This window comes from Thermoflexus hugenholtzii (genome assembly GCF_018771565.1).
Classification (GTDB): Bacteria; Chloroflexota; Anaerolineae; order Thermoflexales; family Thermoflexaceae; genus Thermoflexus; species Thermoflexus hugenholtzii_A.
Window position 1 is genome coordinate 1,161,650 of the sequence record NZ_CP076326.1, and the last position, 20,551, is coordinate 1,182,200.

20 protein-coding genes and 1 tRNA gene are annotated in these 20,551 nt (G+C 68.7%); 15 read left to right on the top strand and 6 right to left on the bottom strand.

Annotation, left to right across the window (positions count from 1 at the left end; genetic code table 11):
- The first annotated feature begins 8 nt into the window (after positions 1-8).
- On the top strand, positions 9-995 hold the full coding sequence (locus tag KNN16_RS05235; RefSeq protein ID WP_303899601.1) for an RluA family pseudouridine synthase: 987 nt from the start codon (positions 9-11) through the stop codon (positions 993-995).
- Here the strand turns inward: KNN16_RS05235 and KNN16_RS05240 are convergent.
- Both KNN16_RS05240 and KNN16_RS05245 read right to left on the bottom strand, forming a co-directional pair.
- Complete coding sequence (locus KNN16_RS05240; protein ID WP_303899604.1) at positions 962-1,807, bottom strand: ParB N-terminal domain-containing protein; 846 nt, start codon at positions 1,805-1,807, stop codon at positions 962-964. The two genes, KNN16_RS05235 and KNN16_RS05240, sit on opposite strands and share 34 nt — an antisense overlap.
- 103 nt (positions 1,808-1,910) lie before the next feature.
- Entirely contained in the window at positions 1,911-2,897 is a 987-nt protein-coding gene (locus tag KNN16_RS05245) for a S1 RNA-binding domain-containing protein (protein ID WP_299286669.1), read from the bottom strand.
- Positions 2,898-3,202: 305 nt separating this feature from the next.
- Between KNN16_RS05245 and KNN16_RS05250 the strand changes: the two genes are divergently transcribed.
- From KNN16_RS05250 to KNN16_RS05260, 3 genes are all read left to right on the top strand, one after another.
- Positions 3,203-3,994 (top strand): sugar phosphate isomerase/epimerase family protein, encoded by a 792-nt coding sequence (locus KNN16_RS05250; RefSeq protein ID WP_088569891.1) that lies wholly within the window; start codon positions 3,203-3,205, stop codon positions 3,992-3,994.
- Entirely contained in the window at positions 3,991-4,896 is a 906-nt protein-coding gene (locus KNN16_RS05255; protein WP_299286663.1) for a PIG-L deacetylase family protein, read from the top strand. The genes KNN16_RS05250 and KNN16_RS05255 overlap by 4 nt, the downstream gene beginning before the upstream one ends.
- Positions 4,897-4,978: 82 nt before the next feature.
- Positions 4,979-5,683 carry a response regulator transcription factor gene (locus KNN16_RS05260; RefSeq protein WP_303899608.1) on the top strand — a complete coding sequence of 235 codons (705 nt, stop codon included), beginning with the start codon at positions 4,979-4,981 and terminating at the stop codon, positions 5,681-5,683.
- On the opposite strand, the gene KNN16_RS05265 is transcribed toward KNN16_RS05260, so the two are convergent.
- Positions 5,662-8,916 carry an ATP-binding protein gene (locus tag KNN16_RS05265; RefSeq protein WP_303899611.1) on the bottom strand — a complete coding sequence of 1,085 codons (3,255 nt, stop codon included), beginning with the start codon at positions 8,914-8,916 and terminating at the stop codon, positions 5,662-5,664. The two genes, KNN16_RS05260 and KNN16_RS05265, sit on opposite strands and share 22 nt — an antisense overlap.
- A gap of 205 nt (positions 8,917-9,121) precedes the next feature.
- On the opposite strand from KNN16_RS05265, the gene KNN16_RS05270 reads away from it, so the two are divergent.
- From KNN16_RS05270 to KNN16_RS05285, 4 genes are all read left to right on the top strand, one after another.
- On the top strand, positions 9,122-10,303 hold the full coding sequence (locus KNN16_RS05270; protein WP_303899614.1) for a transposase: 1,182 nt from the start codon (positions 9,122-9,124) through the stop codon (positions 10,301-10,303).
- 68 nt (positions 10,304-10,371) lie between these two features.
- The gene (locus KNN16_RS05275; RefSeq protein ID WP_303899617.1) at positions 10,372-10,704 is read left to right on the top strand and encodes a hypothetical protein; all 333 of its coding nucleotides are present in this window, start codon (positions 10,372-10,374) and stop codon (positions 10,702-10,704) included.
- 68 nt (positions 10,705-10,772) lie between these two features.
- Positions 10,773-11,249 (top strand): RpiB/LacA/LacB family sugar-phosphate isomerase, encoded by a 477-nt coding sequence (locus KNN16_RS05280; protein ID WP_299287445.1) that lies wholly within the window; start codon positions 10,773-10,775, stop codon positions 11,247-11,249.
- A gap of 25 nt (positions 11,250-11,274) precedes the next feature.
- Positions 11,275-12,417 carry a radical SAM protein gene (locus KNN16_RS05285; RefSeq protein ID WP_303899621.1) on the top strand — a complete coding sequence of 381 codons (1,143 nt, stop codon included), beginning with the start codon at positions 11,275-11,277 and terminating at the stop codon, positions 12,415-12,417.
- A 230-nt stretch (positions 12,418-12,647) separates the two neighbouring features.
- Here KNN16_RS05285 and KNN16_RS05290 read toward each other — a convergent pair.
- Positions 12,648-12,720, bottom strand: a tRNA-Asn gene (locus tag KNN16_RS05290).
- A gap of 232 nt (positions 12,721-12,952) precedes the next feature.
- Between KNN16_RS05290 and KNN16_RS05295 the strand changes: the two genes are divergently transcribed.
- From KNN16_RS05295 to KNN16_RS05305, 3 genes are all read left to right on the top strand, one after another.
- Positions 12,953-13,924: an ornithine cyclodeaminase family protein gene (locus tag KNN16_RS05295; protein WP_303899623.1), complete on the top strand. Its 972-nt coding sequence runs from the start codon at positions 12,953-12,955 to the stop codon at positions 13,922-13,924.
- A gap of 18 nt (positions 13,925-13,942) precedes the next feature.
- Positions 13,943-14,758, top strand: coding sequence for a bifunctional DNA-formamidopyrimidine glycosylase/DNA-(apurinic or apyrimidinic site) lyase (gene mutM, locus KNN16_RS05300; RefSeq protein WP_303899626.1), 816 nt, complete (start codon positions 13,943-13,945; stop codon positions 14,756-14,758).
- Between the two features lie 101 nt (positions 14,759-14,859).
- On the top strand, positions 14,860-15,357 hold the full coding sequence (locus KNN16_RS05305; protein ID WP_303899627.1) for a cupredoxin family copper-binding protein: 498 nt from the start codon (positions 14,860-14,862) through the stop codon (positions 15,355-15,357).
- Positions 15,358-15,406: 49 nt separating this feature from the next.
- On the opposite strand, the gene KNN16_RS05310 is transcribed toward KNN16_RS05305, so the two are convergent.
- Together KNN16_RS05310 and KNN16_RS05315 are read right to left on the bottom strand one after the other, a co-directional pair.
- Entirely contained in the window at positions 15,407-16,558 is a 1,152-nt protein-coding gene (locus KNN16_RS05310; RefSeq protein WP_303899630.1) for an isocitrate/isopropylmalate family dehydrogenase, read from the bottom strand.
- Positions 16,559-16,580: 22 nt separating this feature from the next.
- Positions 16,581-17,183: a uracil-DNA glycosylase gene (locus tag KNN16_RS05315; RefSeq protein WP_273093047.1), complete on the bottom strand. Its 603-nt coding sequence runs from the start codon at positions 17,181-17,183 to the stop codon at positions 16,581-16,583.
- Between the two features lie 283 nt (positions 17,184-17,466).
- On the opposite strand from KNN16_RS05315, the gene KNN16_RS05320 reads away from it, so the two are divergent.
- The 4 genes from KNN16_RS05320 to KNN16_RS05335 are packed head-to-tail and all read left to right on the top strand — an operon-like array spanning position 17,467 to position 20,395.
- Positions 17,467-17,994, top strand: coding sequence for a hypothetical protein (locus KNN16_RS05320; protein ID WP_303899632.1), 528 nt, complete (start codon positions 17,467-17,469; stop codon positions 17,992-17,994).
- Between the two features lie 13 nt (positions 17,995-18,007).
- On the top strand, positions 18,008-18,739 hold the full coding sequence (locus tag KNN16_RS05325) for a metallophosphoesterase (RefSeq protein ID WP_303899635.1): 732 nt from the start codon (positions 18,008-18,010) through the stop codon (positions 18,737-18,739).
- Positions 18,740-18,749: 10 nt separating this feature from the next.
- A complete protein-coding gene (locus KNN16_RS05330; protein ID WP_303899637.1) occupies positions 18,750-19,769 on the top strand; it encodes a hypothetical protein in 1,020 nt (339 codons plus the stop codon).
- A complete protein-coding gene (locus tag KNN16_RS05335; RefSeq protein ID WP_303899640.1) occupies positions 19,727-20,395 on the top strand; it encodes an SOS response-associated peptidase in 669 nt (222 codons plus the stop codon). Before KNN16_RS05330 ends, KNN16_RS05335 begins: the two co-directional genes overlap by 43 nt.
- Positions 20,396-20,551: the final 156 nt, after the last annotated feature.

A 20,551-nucleotide genomic window follows, 5' to 3' on the forward strand; every position in this document is an offset into this window, starting at 1 on the left:
TGGACGCCATGCGGATCGAGACGTTCGTCGTCGAAACCGCCGATCGCCTCGATCGGGTCATCGCCGCCCGCTGTCCGGAGCTCTCCCGCTCGGCGGCCCAGCGCCTGATCGAGGCCGGCCATGTGCAGGTGAACGGGACGCCCATCCAGCGGCCCGCCCACCGCGTCCGCCCCGGCGATCGGATCACGGTGCACATCCCGCCTCCGGAGCCGATGGATCTAACCCCGGAGCCCATCCCGCTGGACATCCTCTATGAGGACGCCGACGTCCTGGTGATCCACAAGCCGGCCGGGATGGTCGTGCATCCCGGGGCGGGGCATGCCTCCGGCACCCTGATCCACGCCGTCCTGGCTCATTGTCCGGATCTGAAGGGGGTCGGAGGGGTGCTGCGGCCGGGCCTGGTGCACCGCCTGGACAAGGAGACCTCCGGGGTGCTGCTCATCGCCAAGCATGAGCAGGCCTATCACTTCCTGCAGGCGCAGTTCAAAGCCCGCACCGTGCGGAAAGTTTACGACGCCCTGGTGATCGGGCATCCGCCCCCGGAGGGGCTCATCGAGGCGCCCATCGCCCGCGATCCCCGCCACCGCCAGCGCATGGCCGTGGTCCCCACCGGGCGGCCGGCCCGCACCCGCTATCGGGTGGTCCATACCTACGAGGGGCGCTGGGGGCGCTACGCCCTCCTGGAGGTCTATCCGGAGACCGGGCGGACCCATCAGATCCGCGTGCACCTGGCCTATGTAGGCTACCCGGTGGTGGGGGATCCGGTCTACGGGCGGCGGACCGCCCTCCCCTGCCCGCGCCTGTTCCTGCACGCCCGCTCGATCACGGTGCGCCTCCCCTCCCGGCCGGAGCCGGTGACCTTCGAAGCTCCCCTGCCCGCTGATCTGGCCGGGGTCCTGGAGCTCCTGGAGAACGCTCCGGCTTCCGCGGAGGAGTCGGGAGGGAGGAGCGCCCTTCCCGCTCACTCATCGAAAACCACCACGCTCTCCTCGTAAACCCGGATCTCCCGCGCGGCCAGCTTGCGCCGGAACCAGTCGGCCAGCCACGCGTTCTTCTCCTCCAGCGAGAGGGGGGCCGCCATGATCTCGAGGGGGATGAACACGCGCAGGGCCCGGTAGGGGATGATGTGGCGGGTGATGCCGGCGGGGAGCCGGGCCCCGTTGCGGGCCAGCTCGATGATCTCGGCCGGCTCGTAACGAGGGAAGACCACCACGGCGATCACCTGATCATAGTAAGACAGGATCTGCTCCAGCTGATCCGTGGCGGTCCGATAGAACCGAAAGCGGGATTTATAAGCGTCCACCAGGAGGTTAAGCAGCGCCGTCCGGCGGTAGAGATCCCCCTCCGCCCGCACCAGATAGATCTCCCCGCGCGGACAGCTGAGATAGGCCAGGGCCTGGCGGCGGGCCAGCTCCGCGCGGGCGTGCAGACGCTCCGAAGGCTCCAGCGTGATCCCTTCGATCCCCCGGACCGCCTCGAAAAACGCCTGGGGATCCTCCCCGCTGATCACGTGGGTCCACGCCTCCACCACCAGGCGAGGGTCCTCGTAATCCACAACCTGGACCACCAGATGGGGAAGGCCCAGGCGGCGGGCGGCCTCCACCCGGTTGGCGCCGTCCAGCACCACGTAGCGCGGTTCGCCCGGGATGGGCGCCACCACCGGGGGGTTCTTCAGAACGCCCTCCGTGCGGAGGCGCTGGACCAGCGGCTCCGTCCGCACCTGATCCGCCTGTTCGTGGGGGATCAGATCGGCCACCGGCACGAACCGCAACACCGGCATTCGCTCGGCCCCATGCAGGGCTCCCATCTTCCTTCCCTCTTCAATCGCGGGGCACTCCGAAACGAAAAGGAGGTTGGGATGGGACGGCTCCGTCCATCTCCCAACCTCCTGAGGTCTCTCAGACGTCCGGTTAATTCGTGGACATCGACTCCAGCGGCGGGACGGAGCGTCCGCGAGCCCGGGCCTCCTCCAGCGCCCGCTTCAGGGCATAAGCCATCACAGTGAGCTCCTCCTCTCCCTCTACGGGCTCGGGCTCGGGCGGCGGAGCCGGACGGGAGGGCACCGTCTTGCGCACCGGCACCTCCGGCTCCACCTCCTTCACCGGGAGCAGCCCGCGCAAGCTCAGCCGGATCTGCTTCTTCTCCGGATCCACCAGGATGATGCGGGCCTCGATCTCCTGGCCCTCCTGAAGGACCTCCGCGGGGTCTTTCAGGTTGCGGACCCCGAACTCGCTGATGTGGATCAGGGCATCCCGCTCCGCGCCGATGTCCACGAAGGCCCCGAACTTCTCCACCCGGGTCACCTTCCCCCGGATCAGCTCCCCTACTTTCAGGTCCTCCCACCTCACGGAGGGCGGCGGGATCATCGTCAGGCGCAGGCGGCGCTCGCGGCGGCTGGCGCTCACCACCCACACCCGGACCTCATCGCCGGGATGGAACAGCCCGGTCGGATCCACCCGCCCCTCCTTCCGGATCTGGGAGGCGGGGACGAAGCCCTCCACCGGCGCGTCGATGTCCACGAACAACCCATCGGGCTCCACCCGGGTGACCCGCCCGGTGAACTCTCGCCCGGGCCGGAGTTGCCCCCAGCCGTAGGACGCCGGGCGGATCAACGTCAGGCTGAGCAGGCCTTTCTTCCGGTTCACCTGCTTTACCCAGGCGGTCACCCGATCTCCGGGCTTCAACACATCGGAAACCCGTAAAACCGGTTGAGGGGCCAGCTGGGAGATATGGATAAAGCCAGGGATCTCGGAGCCGATGTCAACGAAAGCGCCGGCGGGGGTCACAGCGGTGACGATGCCTTCCACCTGCATTTTCGGACGCAGAGATCGAAGGGGAACTCGGACGGAGCCTTCTGTCTCCTCCTGCTGCTCCACGATCACAGGGCTCGTCTCCATGGCCACTCGCTCCCTCCTTACCAGGATGAGCCGGAATCCGTTCTTGCTTTCACAATTCTACGTCGAAGTCCCCTCCTGTGCAAACTCGCGCTCCGGAAGGATGGGTCCATGCAGCCGAGCCGGACAAAATGGGGACCCACCCCTCCGGAACCTCGGGGGAAGATGCTTTTGTCCTGTTCACACCCTGTTCCCAGGCCTATGCAATCCATTGCAGGGGCCATCGCCCCGGGGGTCGCCCTGTCTCGGCCCCGCCGGCGGGCTGATGATACAATGGTGAGGAGAGATCCGGTCGATCGAGCGGCTCGATGATCGGGATCAGCTGCGGCAGGCTGACGGATCTTCCGGCCCTGCGGGAGTTTGCGGAAGCTCATGGCCTGGGCCTGGAGCTCCAGGAGTTCGCCCTCCCGGAGGTCCTGGATGGCGAGTGGAGGGACCTGCTTCGGCGCTACCGCCAGGCCCTGAGCGGGTTCACCGGACCGATCTCCCTCCACGGCCCCTTCGTGGATCTCTTCAGCGGCAGCGTGGATCCCCGGATCGCCGCCGTCACGATGGAGCGCTACCGCCACTCCCTGGCCATCGCCGCGGAGCTGGGGGCCTGGCTGGTGAACTTCCACCTCAACTACAACCCGCTGGTGGACGAGCCTTCTTACCGTCCGCGCTGGCTGGAGCGGCAGGTTGCCTTCTGGACCGAGCTGGCCTTCGAGGCCCAGGAGGCCGGCATCCGCATCGCCCTGGAGAACATGTGGGAGCCCGATCCCTTCCTGCAAGTCGAAGTCATCCAGCAGGTGAACCATTTCGGCGTCGGGGCCTGCCTGGACATCGGCCACGCTTATCTCTATTCGCGGGTGCCGATCCAGGCCTGGATCAACGTGCTGGAGCCGGTGCTGATCTACGCTCACCTTCACAACACCAGCGGATCCCAGGACCGGCACCTTCCGCTGACCCAGGGGGTCATCCCGGTGGAGCCGGTGCTCAGCCGGCTGGCCCGCTGTCTGAACCGCCCGATGCTGATCCTGGAGATGCCCGGCCTGGCGGAGATCCGGGAGAGCCTGCCGCTCCTTCAACGGATCCTGCAACGGGTGACGTCGCTGGGATGATCGCGCGCGGGACTCTTCTGGCGGCTTTCGCCCATCCCGACGATGAGTCCTTCGGGCCGGCAGGGACGCTGGCCCTTTACGCGTCCCGGGGGTATGCGGTGCATCTGATCTGCGCCACCCGAGGGGAGGCAGGCACCCCGGACCCCCGCATCGGCCCGGTGGGGGACCTGGGCGCGCTGCGGGAGGAGGAGCTGCGCTGCGCCGCCCGGATCCTGGGCCTCCAGGGCCTGCACCTGCTCGGCTACCGGGACTCCGGCATGCCCGGCTCCCCGGATGCGGCGCACCCGCAGGCCTTCATCCGCGCGCCCCTGGAGGAGGTCGTCGGCCGACTGGTCGCCCTCATCCGGGAGCTCCGCCCGGATGTGGTGGTGACCTTCGATCCTTACGGCGGCTATGGGCACCCGGACCATATCCACATGCATCGGGCGATGGTGGAGGCGTTCCATCGGGCGGGCGATCCGACGGCTTTCCCGGAGCATTTCGCCCGTGGGCTTCTACCGCATCGCCCGGCCCGCCTGTATTACACGGTCTTCCCTCTGAGGCCGCTCCGCCCGCTTCTCGCCCTTCTCCGGCTTCTGGGTTACGATCCGCAACGCTTCGGGCGCAACCGGGACATCGATTTAGAGGCCGCCCTCCGGGCGGCCCTCCCGGTGACCACGCGGATCGACATCCGCGCGGTGCTGGATCGCAAGGAGCAGGCTATGGCCTGCCACCGCAGCCAGGGCGGGGGATGGATGCGGTCCTTCCGCCTTCCCCGGTTCCTCCGGCGCCGCCTGTGGGGGTTTGAAACCTTCCATCGGGCCATCCCCCCTTTCCGACCGGGGGAGCCGATCGAGCGAGAGCTGTTCCCGGAGCAGGCGTCATCCTCCCCAGCCTGGTTCACGCGATCGCGCCCCCGATGAACGCGGGGGGCGGCGAACGCCCGTGGAGCTTGTCCCGGCTTCCCACGCCTTCAAGATCGACGCGGAACAGGAGCATCCTGGGATGCAACCATCCGGCGGAGGGACGAAGGTTCTCTGGGTGGTGTTTGAAGGCACCGGCCCGGACGCCCACCTGCTTCGGGTCCTCCAGCGTCACGGGTTTAGAGCCGAGACGCTGGTGGTGGAAGATCTGCTCGCCGCCCTCCGGGCGCGGCGCTCGGCGGATTCATGGCCGTGGGCCCCGCCGGATCTCATCCTCCTGGACCGACCGAGCCCCTCCTATGGAATGGAACTCTATCAGCGTCTGCGACGGCGGATGAAGGCGCCGGTCCTGCTGATCGTGGAGCGCGAGACCGCCCCGCTGTGGGGCCGTCAGGACGATGGGATCCTGATCGCGCCGTTCTCCTCCCGGCGCCTGCTTCACCGGGTGCGGGCGATGCTGATGGAACACCCCATGGAGGATGAGGGGATCATCGAGGTCGGGCCCTTCCGGCTGAACACCGTGCGCCGGGTGCTGCAACGCGGGGACGCGATTTACTGTCTGACCCCCAAGCAGTGCCGCTTGCTCGCCATCCTCATGCGACGGGTCGGCCATGTGGTTCCGCGCCGGGATCTGATGCGCTGGGTCTGGGGAACCGAAAGCCTATCCAGCAGCCGGACCCTGGATGTGCACATCCGATGGCTCCGCCGCATCCTCGAAGAAGACCCGGCCCACCCCCGCTATCTGGAGACCGTCCGCCAGGTAGGTTACCGGTTCCGGGTGCCCTGAGAGGCATCCGAAGGGAGGGCCTGGGGGATCGCGAGATAGAACGTGCTCCCATGGCCCAGCCGGCTCTCCACCCAGACCCGTCCGCCGTGCCATTCGGCGATCGATTTCACCAGGGCCAGCCCCAGGCCGCTTCCTTTCACATGGGCCGTCTCCTGCCGACGCGCCCGATAGAACTTCTCAAAGATGCGCGCCTGATCCCCCGGGGCGATGCCGATCCCCGTGTCCCGCACCCAGATCACCGCCTCCCCGCCGGCTTCGGTGAGCCCGATGGTGATCGTCCCCCCCTCCGGCGTATACTTGATGGCGTTGTCCACCAGGTTCGCGATCGCCCGTCGCAGCCACGCCGGATCTCCATGGACGACCCCCGGGGCCTTCACCTCCATGGTCATGCGGAGCCCCCGCGCCATCGCCTGGGGTCGGAATTCATGGAACACGTCCCGGATCAGATCTCCCAGGCGGCAGATCCCGCGCTGGCCGATCCCCTCCTCGATCCGCCGCAGGTCCATCAGGTCCTCGATCATGCGGGTCATCTGATCGATGCCGCCCATGATCTTCTCCACATACTCCTGCTGGCGGGAGGTCAGCGGGCCGGCCATGCCGAGCATGGTGACGAAGCCCCGCATATACGTGAGGGGCGAACGCAGATCGTGGGAGATGGCGGCGATCAGGTCGGACTTCAGGCGATCCAGCGCCTTGAACGGCGTGATGTCCCGGAGGAACAGAAGCCGCCCGATCTCCCGTCCGTCCCGCAGCCGCAGGTCATAGCGGCCCGCCCACAGCACGCGGCCGTCCGCCCGGTGGAGCTCCCGGCTCCGCACCTGGCCGGGCGGGACCGCCTCCTGGAGCAGGGCGAGCAGCTCAGTGTCCCGGAGCAACGCCGCGAGCGGCTGGCCCAGGGCCCTGGAGGTAGGCGTCCCCAGGAAGCGCTCGGCGGCCGGGTTGAGATCGAGCAGGTTCCCCCGCGCGTCCACCAGCATCAAGGGATCCGGGCTGCTCTCCAGGACGGCCCGGAGCCGCTCCCGCTCGGCCGTGATGGCCTCATACAGACGGGCCCGGGCGATGAACACCGCCGCCTGGCTCAGGATCAGACGGGTCAGCTGTCGCTCCGAGGAACCGGCCCGATGGGAGGAAGGAAACGCCAACCACGCCGCCCCCACTCGCTCCTCGCCGAGATGGATGGGGAAAACTCCCAGGACACGAGGGGCGCGCTCCGACCGGAGAGCGGGAGCAAGATCGTCCGGGCGGACCCCAGGGCCGATCCACACGGGCTCGGTGTGTGCATCCACCTGCTCCCAGCATGCATGATCCAGAGGCTCCGGCGGCACCTCCCCGGCGGCGGTGAACACCCGCAGGGAGCCACCCGGGCCCGGGAGCAGGAGCCGGACGAGGTTCGCCGCAGTGGCGCGCTCCAGAGCGCGGGCCACCTCCGGAAGGCCCCGGGCCAGGTCCTCCACCTCCATCAGCCGCCTGTTGAGCTCCAGAAGCAAGGAGAGATCGGCCATGCGGGCCCGCAGGCCGTGCCGGGCGTGCTCCATCGCTTCCGCCAGCTGCCCGATCTCATCCGGCCCGTCGCTGAGGATAGGGGCCTCCAGATCTCCGCCGGCCATGCGCCCGGCCGCCCTCGCCAGCCCCTCCAGCCGCCGGGCGAGGAGGCGGCTCACGATGCCGAAAAGGAGCGCGCCGATGAGGGAGAACCCCAGCAGGATCCCCCCGGCGGGAAGCGCCCGCTCCGCCGCCCGCCGGATGAGGGCGGCCCGGGGATACCGGATCACCGCCCACCAGTCGGTGCCCGGGAGCCGCCGGAGGAGCACCTCCTCCACAGTCCCGGAGGGAGAAACGATGGGCTGCACAAGCGTCCCGGCAGGGAGCGCCGCGGGGAGCGGGAACAGATCCAGAAGGACCCCCGCCTCGGGATGCAGGAGGATCCGCCCCTCCCGGTCGACCAGGAACGCCTGGCCGGCCGGCGCGATTTCCGAGAGCGAGGCCAGGACCTCCCGGAGGGCCGGATGCTGAGCCACCCGCACGCGGCCGATCAGGAAGCCGCGCACAGGCTCCCCTGCCAGCGGGGCCACGAACGAGAGGCCAGCCTGTCCGTCCGGCAGGCGGTGCACCGCCGTGTGCACCACGGACTGAGCGAGCTGAGCCTGGGCCATGGCCGCCCGCTCCGGCACCGAGAGCCCTCGCCCCTGCTCCTCAACCGGATACGCCGCCTGCACCTCCCCCCTCTCATCTACCCACAACACCGTCTGATAAATCGGCCCCGTCTGGACGAAGCGCTGGAGGATCAGCGCCACCGTGACGGGCATCGCATCCGGAGGCACACCCAGGGCCGCCAGGTCCATCAGCAGGGTGTCCCCGGTGTGGAGGAAATAGGTCAGCTGCTCCGCGGCCCGCCGGACCCCGCGGTCCAGCGCCTGGGCGCGCTCTTCGTAGGCCTGCCGGATCGCCAGGGCGGACACCACCCCGAAGAGGGCAAGGATGAGGGCGCTTACCCAGAGGCTGAAGAAGACGAGAAAGCGGATCTGGATGCGGAGCGCATAAAACGGCCAGCGGGGAGGCTGGCGGGTTCGGAAGCGCTCCGGCCACCGGGCATGCAGGGCCTGGGCGATGCCCCCACAGACCAGCGCGCTGAGCCCGGCAGGGAGGGCCATCACGGCCGTAAGCGTCCAGATCCCATCCAGGGCCTCCGGCCAGGACGGATAGAACGCTCCCCATGAGATGGCCTGCAGGAGCCACCACCCCACCCAGCCGATCCCCGCCGCGACCAGCGGCTGCCGGAGGATGCGGAAGGGGCGCCCTACATCGTTCTGGAACAGCAGCGCGCTGATGAGGGCGGCATCCAGAGCCACGATCCACGGGAGGTGCAGGAAACGTCCATCCTGCAAGAACCCCGCCGCGGCCCCGGCCAGCAAACCGATCAGCCCCACCGCACCGGGGCCCAGCTGCCCTCCCCAGATGAGATAGGGAAGCCAGAGGAAAAGAGGGAACCCCACCCGGAAGGGGAGGCCGGAGAAGCGCTCCCACGAGAGGGTCGGCGTCAACGCGGTGAGAAGGGCCAGCAGCGCGAACCCCGCCAGTGAGGAGGGGCCCACCCGGCGCAGCCCCCGCAGATCCTGCGCTCTCCATCCCCACAGCGCGAAGAGGGCCAGGAAGCCGAGGACCGTCCATCCCCATCCCCAGGCGGATCCCGGTCCCACGAGGTTCCCGGGGAGGACTCCGAAGCTCACCCGCATTGCGCCGTCTCCCTCCTGTGGCCCGGCGGCTTCACCTTCGCTATGTTACCCCATCCACCGAATCCCCGGCGAGTCCCCTCTGGATCCCGAAGCGCAACCTTCGACAGTCATCCCTCCGCTCCATATAATCATAGGAGTTACGCAGTTGGATTCTTCCTCTTCCCCATGCAACGGATGGGTTATCATTATGATGGAGGCGGCGAAGATGCCGACGGTCTGCCTGCGGTTCCGGTTCGAGGAGCATCCCAGGATCCGCGCCTTGATGGAGGCCTGCGCCGACATCCAGCGGCAGGCCGTCGACTACGCCCTGGAAAACGGCAAAACCGCCACCTTCACCCTCATCCAGGCCCTCTACCCCTCCCTGCGCGCGCAGCATCCGGATCTCCACTCCCACCTCATCTACGGAGCGATCCGATCCGGCGCCCGGGTCGTCCACGGTTTCCGAAACCAGCAGCGGAAGGGGAAGACCCAGGCGGACCGGCCGGAGATCCGGCGCCCCTCGATCTATCTGGTCCGGCAGACGGTGAGGATCGAGTGGGATGGCGAGACCCTGACCGTCACGATCCCGGTCTCCCCCCGGGATCCGGATCCCATCGTCCTTACCTTCCGTCCCCACCACAAGTATCGCCGGCTGCTGGATGAATGGAAAGCAGGGCGGGCAAAGATGGGGGAGCCGACGCTCACGGCCCACTCCCTCTCCATCCCCCTGAAGTTCCCAGATCCCACCCCCTATAAGCCGGATGGGGTAATCGGGATTGACAGCAACGAGGGGAATCTGACGGCTTTCGCGACGTCCACTGGAGAGATCCGGGAGATTGACACCAGCTACGTGGGGAAGGTCAACCGGGACCATCTGCGGCGTGAGATCAAGGGGACAAGGGGGAAGCAGAATCCGAAAGCCAGGAAGAAGATCGCCTCCAAGTATCGGAGGATCCGCCAGGAGAAGACGGAGAATTTCTGGCATCATTTGGCCCTGGCACTGATCGCCTGGGCGCTGGGGATGAAGGCGGCCTTGGTGCTGGAGGACTTGAAGGGAATGAAGGAGCGGATCGGGAAGGGGAAGTCCAGGAGGATGCGGCAGCGTCTGCTCAATTTCTGGAGCATTATGACTTTCCATCGCATTCTGGTTCACAAGGCAAGATTCTACGGCGTTCCGGTGATTTGGGTGGATCCGCAAAACACGTCCAAGACGTGTCCGGTATGCGGCAGGGTAGGTGAAAGGCTAAGGGGACACGTCTTGACGTGCCCTTGCGGAGCGAAGACGGGCCGTCACGTAGCGGCGGCAGTGAACATCGCCCGCAGGGGAATGGAATTCCTCGAGGGCTTAGACCCTCGGGGCAGGGGTCGGTGGGCGACCCCCGTGGCCGGTCCTCTGGCCCTGGGCTAAAACCCAAGGCCACGACCGGAATACGCAGGAAACGGCGTAAGTCCTAAATCAAAGCGAAGGAGGCGACCATGGATCCCCGGATCGCGTTCCACGCCCTTCAACCCTACCGTCATCGAGGGCCCCTCGTCGTGGCCATCGAGCCGGACCCCACCCCCCAGCGCCTCCGCTGGTGGGAGGAAGCCGCCGGGCCCCTCGCCCAGGCCGGGGCGGCCCTCTTCGTGTGGACCTCCGCCGGGGGGCTGACCGCGCTGGCTCCGCTGGCCCCGGAGGGTCCTGCCGTATGGATCCTGGACGCCGATCTGGAACCCCGGGCGCGTCTGAGCGCAGCAACCCTGGGGAACCCGTTGCTCCAGCGGGTGATCGCATGGATCGAGGGGATCCAGCACGAGTGCCCGGAATGAGGAGCTCCGGAATGGCCCGGGGGGCCGGAGATCGCAACGGAATGATCCGGAGATCAGGAGGGGATCCCATGCGGATCGTTGTGGGAAGCGATGAGCGCACCCATCTGACGGATGTGGTCCTGGAGGAGCTGCGCCGCCGCGGGTTGGAAGTGGAGCCGGTGGGCCCGCTGGCCGGCGAGAAGCGCACCTGGTCGGAGGTGGCCCGCATCGTGGCGGAGAAGGTGGCCCGGGGCGAGGCCGACGAGGGCATCCTGTTCTGCTGGACCGGCACCGGCGTGAGCATCGCCGCCAACAAGGTGCCGGGGATCCGCGCGGCGCTGTGCGACGACGCCGAGACCGCACGGGGGGCGCGCCTCTGGAACAACGCCAACGTCCTCTGCATGAGCCTGCGGCGGACCTCCGAAGCCGTCGCCAGGGAGATCCTGGAGGCCTGGTTCAGCACCCGCTACATCCCCAACCCGGAGGACGACGCCTGCCTGGCCCAGGTCGCGGAGATCGAGCGGACCTATCTCCGGGAGCCGGCCCCGGCCTCCGGCCGCCCTTGAGCGCCCCGCCCACGAAGGAGCCACGATGGACATCGAGACCCGATGGCGATTGCTGACCCAGGCGGCGCTCTGGGAGCCCGCCGAGGAGACCGGCCCGAGCGGGCGGACGCCGGAACCTGTGATGGATTGCATCTACGAGGCCCGGGCCTCCGGGCGCCCGGTCCGCCTGCTGAAGATCTTGCTGACCTCCGCGTGCGAGCGGGATTGCTTCTATTGCCCCTTCCGCGCCGGCCGCTCCTTCCGCCGCGCCACCTTCCGGCCCGACGAGCTCGCCCGCCTCTTCGCGGAGATGCACCGACGCGGGCTGGTGGACGGCCTGTTCCTGAGCTCGGGGATCATCGGCGGAGGCCTTCGCACGCAGGATCGTTTGCTGGCCACGGTGGAGCTGCTCCGCCGGCGCTATGACTACCGGGGTTACATCCACCTGAAGCTGATGCCCGGGGCCGAGCCGGATCAGATCCGGGAGGCCATGCGATGGGCGGACCGGATCTCCATCAACCTGGAGGCGCCCAACCCCGAGCGACTGGCCCGCCTGGCCCCTCACAAGGCCTTCGCCGCCGAGCTGGAGGCGGCGCTGACGACCGCTGGGCGGATCCGCCGGGAGGAGCTTCCTTCGCCGCCTGGGTCCGGGCGCTGGCCTTCGCTGACCACCCAGTTTGTGGTGGGCGCTGCCGGGGAGAGCGATCGGGAGCTGCTGGAGACCGTGGCCCGGCTGCATCGGGAGATCGGCCTGGCCCGGGCCTACTTCTCCCCCTTCCATCCCGTGCCGGACACCCCGCTCGAGGGTCTTCCGCCCGCCCCGCCGCAACGGGCCCAGCGCCTCTATCAGGCGGAATGGCTCCTGCGGGTGTATGGCTTCCGGCTGGAGGAACTGCCCTTCGATGAGCAGGGGAACCTGCCTCTGGACGAAGACCCCAAGCTGGCGTGGGCCCGGCGGGCCCTCCGGGAACGTCCGGTGGAGGTCCTGCGGGCTTCATACGAGGAGCTGATCCGCGTGCCGGGGATCGGGCCGAAGGCCGCGCGGGCCATCCTCCGCGCCCGACGGGAAGGCCGTCTGAGCCAGCCGGAGCACTTGAGCGCCCTGGGCGTCTCCCTCCGTCGGGCCGCGCCGTTCCTCCTCCTCCGCGGGCGCCGGCTGCCGCATCCCCTTCAACTCCCTCTCCCCTGAAAGCCACCTCGTCCTTCACGGGTCCGAACAATCCCGCATCCGGCCGCAGTTGGGACAACGCAACTTGCAGTGGATCTCCACCATCGGGGAGCCGCAGATCTCACACCGATCGTCCTTCAGGGACGAAGGGATCCCCTCCGGATCTTCGCAGGCGGCCGCGGAAACTTCATCGGAAACCACAGGCCCCTCCTTCGCGCCGAACAAAAAAGGCCGCCGCGGCGGCGGCCCTGCTCCCCGGGGAGGACTCGAACCTCCAACCCGCCGGTTAACAGCCGGCTGCTCTGCCTGTTGAGCTACCGGGGAAAGTCACTAAAATTATAAAAAGCCTCCGCCGGACCGTCAAGGATGCGCGGGCTGGCCCGGGCTGGGGGTGTGTCCCAAAATCGTAGGACAACTGCTCGCAGTTGTCCTACGAAGCGGCCAGCCCGACAAAATTGGGACACACCCCGGGCTGGCGGATATCCAGCAACGGGGATGAGGAAGCGGAAGGCCGCTTCCGTGATCCCTGTTGCATCTCCACGGCGGAGCACCCGGGATGCCCCTTTTGCTGCGCGAGGAAGAGGTGCAGGCCCTGCTGTCCGTCGGGGACGCCATCGAGGCCCTGGAGCGGACGTTCCGGGCCCAGGCGGAAGGCCGCGCCGTCAACCTGCCCCGCCAGCGAGTCCGCTGGCCCGGCGGGACGCTCCACGTGATGGCAGCCGGCGATCTGGGGTCCGGCTATGTGGGCCTCAAGGCTTACACGGCGGTAGGCGGGCAGACGCGCTTCGTGGTGCTGCTCTTCCACGCGGAGAGCGGCGAGCTGCTCGCGATCATCGAGGCCGACCGCCTGGGCCGCCTGCGCACCGGGGCGGCCACCGGCCTGGCTACTCGCTACCTTGCCCGCCCCGACGCCCGGGTGGTGGGGATGATCGGGGCCGGCCGCCAGGCCGCCACGCAGCTGATGGCCGTCTGCGCCGTCCGACCGATCGCCGAGGCCCGGGTCTACAGCCCCACGCCCGAGCGCCGCGCCGCCTTCGCCCATCGCATGCGCGAAACCCTGGGGATCCCGGTGCAGGCCGTGGAGCGCCCGGAGGCGGCCGTCGAGGGCGCGGACATCCTCATCACCATCACCTCCGCTCGGGAGCCGGTGCTCCGGGGAGCCTGGCTGCGCCCCGGGGTCCACCTGAACGCCGCAGGATCCAACGCCCTCCTCCGCCGCGAGCTGGACGAGGAGGCCATCGCCCGGGCGGACCTCATCGTCATCGACTCCAGAGCGCAGGGGCAGATCGAGGCGGGGGACTTCCTGGAACCCCTGGAGCGGGGACGTCTGCAGTGGGAGCGGGTTTACGAGTTGAGGGACGTGGTCGCCGGTCGGGTGGGCCGTGCGCATCCGGAGCAGATCACCCTGTTCAAATCCCTGGGCATCGCCCTGGAGGACGTCGCCGTCGCCGCCGTGGCTTATGAGCGCGCCCGCGCCCAGGGAGCCGGGGAGCGCATCCGGTTCCTGGAGGACCTCCTGCCCGATTGAGAAGGAGCGCGGAACGCTATGCCCGAGCTTCCTGAAGTCGAGACGCTGGTGCGTGAGCTGGAGCCTCGCGTGACCGGCCGCCGCATCGAGAAGGTGATCCTGCGCTGGCCGCGCTGCGTGGCCGTCCCTTCCCCACACGCTTTCGCGCAGCGGATCCGCGGACAGACCATTCGGTCCCTGCGCCGGCGGGGCAAATTCCTCTGGTTCGCCCTGGATCAGGGGGCGTTGCTGATCCACCTCAAGATGACCGGCCGCCTCTTCCTGCTCTCCCGCCCCGAACCGGACGCCCACGCGCGGGCCGACTTCATCCTGAATGACGGGCGGATCCTCCGGTTCAGCGACGTCCGCAAGTTCGGGCGCCTTTACTGGGTTCAGGACCCGGAGGTCATCCTCAGCGCCCTGGGGCCGGAGCCCCTGGATCCCCACTTTGGGCCCGAGGATCTCGCCCGGCGGCTATCCGGGCGGCGCGGCCGTCTCAAGGCCCTGCTCCTGGACCAGCGGGTGATCGCCGGGGTCGGCAACATCTACGCCGACGAAGCCCTCTGGCGGGCCCGACTGCATCCCATGCGGCCGGCCGCCTCCCTGAGCCCTGCGGAGATCCGACGCCTGTGGACAAGCCTCCGGGCCGCCCTCCGCGCCGGGCTGCGCCACCACGGGACCACCATCCAGTGGTATCGCCGGCCGGACGGGGAGGCCGGGGCCCATCAGCGCTATCTGCGGGTTTACGGCCGGGCCGGACAACCCTGCCCGCGCTGCCGGACGCCCATCGCCCGGCTTCTCCTGCAGGGCCGGAGCACCTATTTCTGCCCCGTCTGCCAGCCTCCTCCGGCTTAACCGGCCATCCGGCCTCCTGCGCGCTGCGTATCTCTATCACGGAGAGCGAGGACGTTGCGGCATGCCCCGGCTCTCCGCATCCCATGCGCAGGAGGTGCGAGATGCCTCGGGATCGAAGGATCCTCATCCTGGCGATCGGACTGGCGCTGGCCGCCTGCGCCGCGCCCGCGGCTTCCCCCACGCCCACGGCCCCAGCCCCTCCGACCCCCACGACGGCGCCCCCAACCTCGCCGAGCCCGGCCGCCCGGGGGACCCAGGTCACCATTCGGAACTTCGCCTTCCAGCCGGCGGAGCTGGAGGTCGAGGTGGGCACGACCGTCGAGTGGGTCAACGGGGAGGATAGCGTTCCGCACACTGTCACCAGCGGGACACCGGGGTATCCGGCGGGGGTCTTCGACTCCGGCCGCCTCCGCCCGGGGGACTCCTTCCGCTTCACCTTCCAGCAGCCGGGGACCTACGAATACTTCTGCAGCATCCACACCCGCATGCGCGGCCGCATCATCGTGAAGCCGAAGCCGATCTCGGAGGCGGCGCCTTCGAATCCGTCCGCCTCTCCCTCCCCGACTCCCCCTCTGTCGAATTACGGCTATGACTACTGAAGGCGGAAGGTGAAGGATGAAAAGGGGAGGCCCTTCCGGCGGCCTCCCCTCATCTCGTCGCTGAAGAAGCGGAGGCGCCGGCCGGCCCCGGCCGCGCAGCCCCTCCGGTGAGCCGCAGGGCCTCCCAGACCTCCAGCTTGCGGCTCACCCGACGGATCACCTCGTCGGTGAACTCGGTGGTGGTGGCCGAGCCGCCCAGATCCGCCGTGGCGATCCCATCGTAGACGCTTTCGAAGACGGCCTCGTAGATCGCCCGGCTGGCCTGCTGGGCGGCCTCCGCCTCGATGAACGAAAGCAGCGCCGCCCCCGCCAGGATCATGGCCATCGGATTGGCGATGTTCTTGCGGTAGAGGGCGGGGGCCGTGCCGTGGGGCGCTTCGGCCATCACCACCTTCACCCGCAGATCCTCGTCGAACGAAAGCAACAGGGACTCGCTGCCGGCGATGGAGCCGAACATCTGGAGGATCAGATCGCTCAGCAGATCCCCGTCCCGGTTCAGGCATGGGATGACCAGGGGCTCCGCGGCCCGGGTGAACAGGAGGGCCAGGGTGGCGTCGATCAGCTGGGGCTCATAGCGCACATCCGGATAGCGACGGGCCGCGGCGTCCAGCTCCTCCTTGAACATCCCCTCGTAGATGCGGCTCACCGTCCACTTCGGCCCGCCGAAGACTTTGGCGCCGATGCGGCGCGCATACCAGAAGGCGAACTCCACCACCGCCCGGCAGGTCCGACGGGTGATCCGATCCAGCCGATACGCGGCCTCCTCCGATCCCTCTCCCTCCCGCCATTCCCGGGCGTTGTAGGCGTCCTCAACGGCCATGCGCACGATCGCCACGGGCCCCACCACCCCGCCGATGGGGCGGACCCCCGGGATGCGCCGGCCGACCCGCAGGATCACCTTGCCGTCGATCCGCTCCCGGAGGATGGCGTTGGGGCTGCCCACATCCGCCGGATCCTCCGGGGTGATGGTCGCAGCCTTCAGGCCCAGGCCGGCCTCTTTCATCGCCTCCGCCGCCTCGATCACCACCCCGTTGCGGGTGCGACGCCGGTTCTCCAGGCTCAGATCGAAACGCAGGAACCGCAGGGGAACGCGGATCACCCCCGGATCCAGGACCCGCAGGGCCTCCTCCAGCAGCTCCTGCCCGGTCTGATCCCCTTCCATCACCACAATCGTCCACGGCGCCTCCGCGCGCAATCCCATGCTGGATCCCCTCCCGGAACGCTTAAAACAGGCTGAGCTGTCGGGGTTCCTCCGGGGGCTCTTCCTCCTCCGCTTTCAAGGCCCCGGCCAGGAAGGCCCCCAGCTTGCGGAAATCCTCCTCCACCGTCCGCTTGAGGGCGGGCTGGTGCAACGCCGCCGCCGGATGATACATGGGGAAGATCACCCGACTCCCCACGCGGATGGGCTTGCCGTGCACCTGGGAGATCTTGGCGTTCGGCAGCCAGTGGGCCAGGGAATACCGGCCCAGGGTGACGATGACCTTCGGGTTGATCAGCTCGACCTGACGATCCAGGTAGGGGCTGCACGCCTCGATCTCGTCCATATAGGGATCCCGGTTGCCCGGCGGCCGACACTTGATGATGTTGGTGATGTAAACCTCCTCCCGCTTCAGGCCGATGGAAGCCAGCAGCTCATTGAGGAAGTTCCCCGCGGCCCCCACGAAGGGCCGGCCCTGCCGGTCCTCGTGGAAGCCCGGGGCCTCCCCGACGAACATCACCCGGGCGCTCCGCGGCCCCTCCCCGGGCACCGCCAGGGTGCGTCCGCGGGCCAGGGGGCATTTGGTGCACCCCCGCACCTCCTGATGCAACGCCTCCAGCTCATCCATAGAGGGCTGCCTCCGTCCATGAGTGCCTCGGCGACCCACGCCGGGCGCCGGCGCTGTGGAGCCCATTGAAACACGCCGGGCGGGCGTTGACAAGGTGCGCCGGATCTTTCGCGGGGCCTTTCAGATTTTCTGGGCAGGTGATCCCTTTCGGCCACAGGACATGTAGGGCAACTGCGAGCAGTTGCCCTACATGTGGCGCCTCCCTTCACCTCCCATCGATTGCGGGGAATCGCGGCCTGCATACAATGGGGGCGAAGCCATCCTTCTTCCGGAGCGCTCTCGGATGAACTGGCTGGATCAGCTGCCGCCGCGGACCCGCACGCTGTATGTGGTGTTCATCAGCATCATCCTGGCCACCCTGCCCTGCTATCTCCTGGGTGGGGTGCTGCTGGCCATGGCCCGGCCGGCGGCTCCCTTTCCGCCCTCCCCCACGCCGTTCCCGACCCTGACGCCGCTGGCCCTCACCCCGGTGGTGCTGCCCACCTTCACCGTGCCCTTCGGCCCCACCGAGACCCGCCTGCCCACGCCCACCCAGTGGCTTCCGCCCACCTTCACCCCCACGCCGTCCCGCACGCCCACGCCGACGGCCACCCACACGGCCACGCCCTCCCCCACGCCGAGCCCCACCTCTACCGGAACTGCCACGCCAACTCATACGCCCACGCCAACAGCTACCGTCACTGGAACACCTACAGACACTCCTACCCCTACGGTGACGCCTACGAACACACCGGCCGCACCACCGCCTACCGCCACTCCCACGGGGACGCCTATTCCCATCATCTCTCCCACCGTGGCCCTAACCCCATAGCGTTCAGACGCCCATGCGCATCCTTGTGATCTCCGACATTCACGCGAATCTGGAGGCGCTGGAGGCGGTGCTGGCCGACGCGGGCTCATGGGACGCCCTCTGGTTCCTGGGGGATCTGGTGGGCTATGGGCCGGACCCCGTGGCGTGCATCGATCGCCTCCAGGTCCTGGCGGCCGTCGCCCTCGCCGGCAACCACGACTGGGGCGTCCTCGGGCGGATCCCCCTGCATACATTTAACCCGGCGGCCCGCCGGGTGCTGGAGTGGACCCGGGAGCAGCTCCCCCCGCGCCAGATCGAATACCTGATGGGCCTCCCGCCCCAGACTGAGCGCGAGGGCTTCACCCTGACCCACGGCAGCCCCCGCGCCCCGATTTGGGAATACATCCTGGATCCTTACACCGCGTGGGAGAACCTCCAGGCGCTCCCCACCCGCATCGGCCTGTTCGGCCACACCCACGTGGCCATCGCCTACCACGCGCCGGATCGGGAGAAGCCCCGCCTGCACATCCTGGAGCCCCGCTATGACGAGCCCTTCGACCTCGCCTCCGGCTGGTGGCTCCTCAACCCGGGCAGCGTCGGCCAGCCCCGGGACGGCGACCCGCGGGCCGCCTACGCCATCCTGGACCTGGAGGCGATGACCTGGACGTTCCGGCGGGTCCCTTACCCGATCGCCGAAACCCAGGCCAAGATGCGCCGCCTGGGGTTCCCTTCCTTCCTGATCGAGCGCCTGGCCTATGGCGAATAGGAGGTCCCGGATGCCGGCCGTTCCCGTCCTCGCCCCACGCGTCCTCCTGATGGTGTTCGATCCGCCCGGCCCCGGCGGCCTCCCCCTCTCCCGGGCCATGGGCTGGAACCGGGTGGAGGATCTGGTGGAAGGTTACATCGCGGACCTGCAGGAGTGCAGCCGGGGAACGGTCCGCTATCAGGTGGCGGCGCGTGTGGATCTCCCGATCTTCCCGCCCAAGATCGACGGCTTCCGCTACACTCTGGAGACTTACCGGGCGGTCCTGGAGGGCCGGCAGCCGCCCCACGAGCCGGACACCGCCGATTACTTGGCGATCCTCGCCGCCGGCGATGGGATCGGCCGTGTGGCCCGCGGGGAGATCGACGAGATCTGGCTGTTCGGCGGCCCCTACTTCGGGTTTTACGAGTCCCGCATGGCCGGGCCGGGAGCCTTCTGGTGCAACGCCCCGCCGCTCCCGGGGGCCGAGGCCGCCGGGCGGCGGTTCGTGATCATGGGCTTCTCCTACGAACGCGGAGTCGGCGAGATGCTGGAGAACTTCGGGCATCGGGCCGAGGCGATCATGGAGCGGGTGTTCGCCGGGATCCCCGAGGAGCGGAACCTGTGGCGGCGCTTCACCCGCTACGATCGCATCGCGCCCGGGCAGGCCGAGGTCGGCACCGTCCACTTCGCCCCGAACAGCGAGCGGGATTACGACTGGGGGAACCCCCGCCCGGTCTGGAGCTACTGCGACGACTGGCTTCACTTCCCGGACCTGCGGGGCCGGGGGCGATGGGTGGATTGCGCCGAGTGGGGCGGTGGGGACATCCGGGCGCATCACCGGTGGTGGCTCCGGCACCTCCCCTGCGCGCCCGGAGAGACCGACGGCATCTCCCATCACGGGTGGCGCTACATCGTGGACCCGAACGCCGTCCTATCGGGACAGGCGCCGGGTTCGCCCGGGCCGGGGATCCGCGGTAAGATCTTTTACGGAAGGCGACGGGGGACCCTATGTGCGGACGTTACACGATCTTCACGGAGCCGCAGCGGCTGATGGAGCGGTTCCGGGCGGAGTGGCCGGAGGGGCCGTGGCAGCCCCGCTACAACGCCGCCCCCACCCAGTCCCTGCCCGTGCTCCTCAACGACGGGACCCGGCGGATCCGCCTGCTGCGCTGGGGGTTGATCCCCCACTGGGCGGAGGACCCGGCCATCGGGAACCGGCTGATCAACGCCCGGGCGGAGACCCTGACCCAGCGCCCCAGCTTCCGGGAGGCCTTCTACCGGCGGCGATGCCTGGTGCTGGCCGACGGCTTCTACGAATGGCAACGCGCCCCCCACGGGCGCATCCCCTACTGGATCGGCTTGAAAGACCGGGAGCCCTTCGCCTTCGCCGGGCTGTGGGACCGCTGGGAAGGGCCGGACGGACAGGTCATCGAGAGCTTCACCATCATCACCACGGCCGCCAACGAGCGGGTCGCCCCGATCCACGACCGCATGCCCGTCATCCTCCTCCCGGAGCACGAGGAGATCTGGCTGGACGAATCCGCCGGGCCCGCCGCCTGGCGGGCGGCCCTGCGCCCCTACCCCGCCGACCGGATGATCGCCTACCCCGTCTCCCCCCGGGTCAACACCCCCCACGCCGACGACCCCACCCTCATCCAGCCCTATCCGCTTCCTTGAACACCATGTCGTGACTTGTATCACAATCAGGGGATTTCATTCACAAAGTGTGGAAAGAGAACGCGCGGTTGGGGCAGATGCTTGACAAACGCTCGGCCTGATCAGTATAATCAGAAGCGCCATTGCCTCTTCGACGGCAACCCCTGATGAGGGATT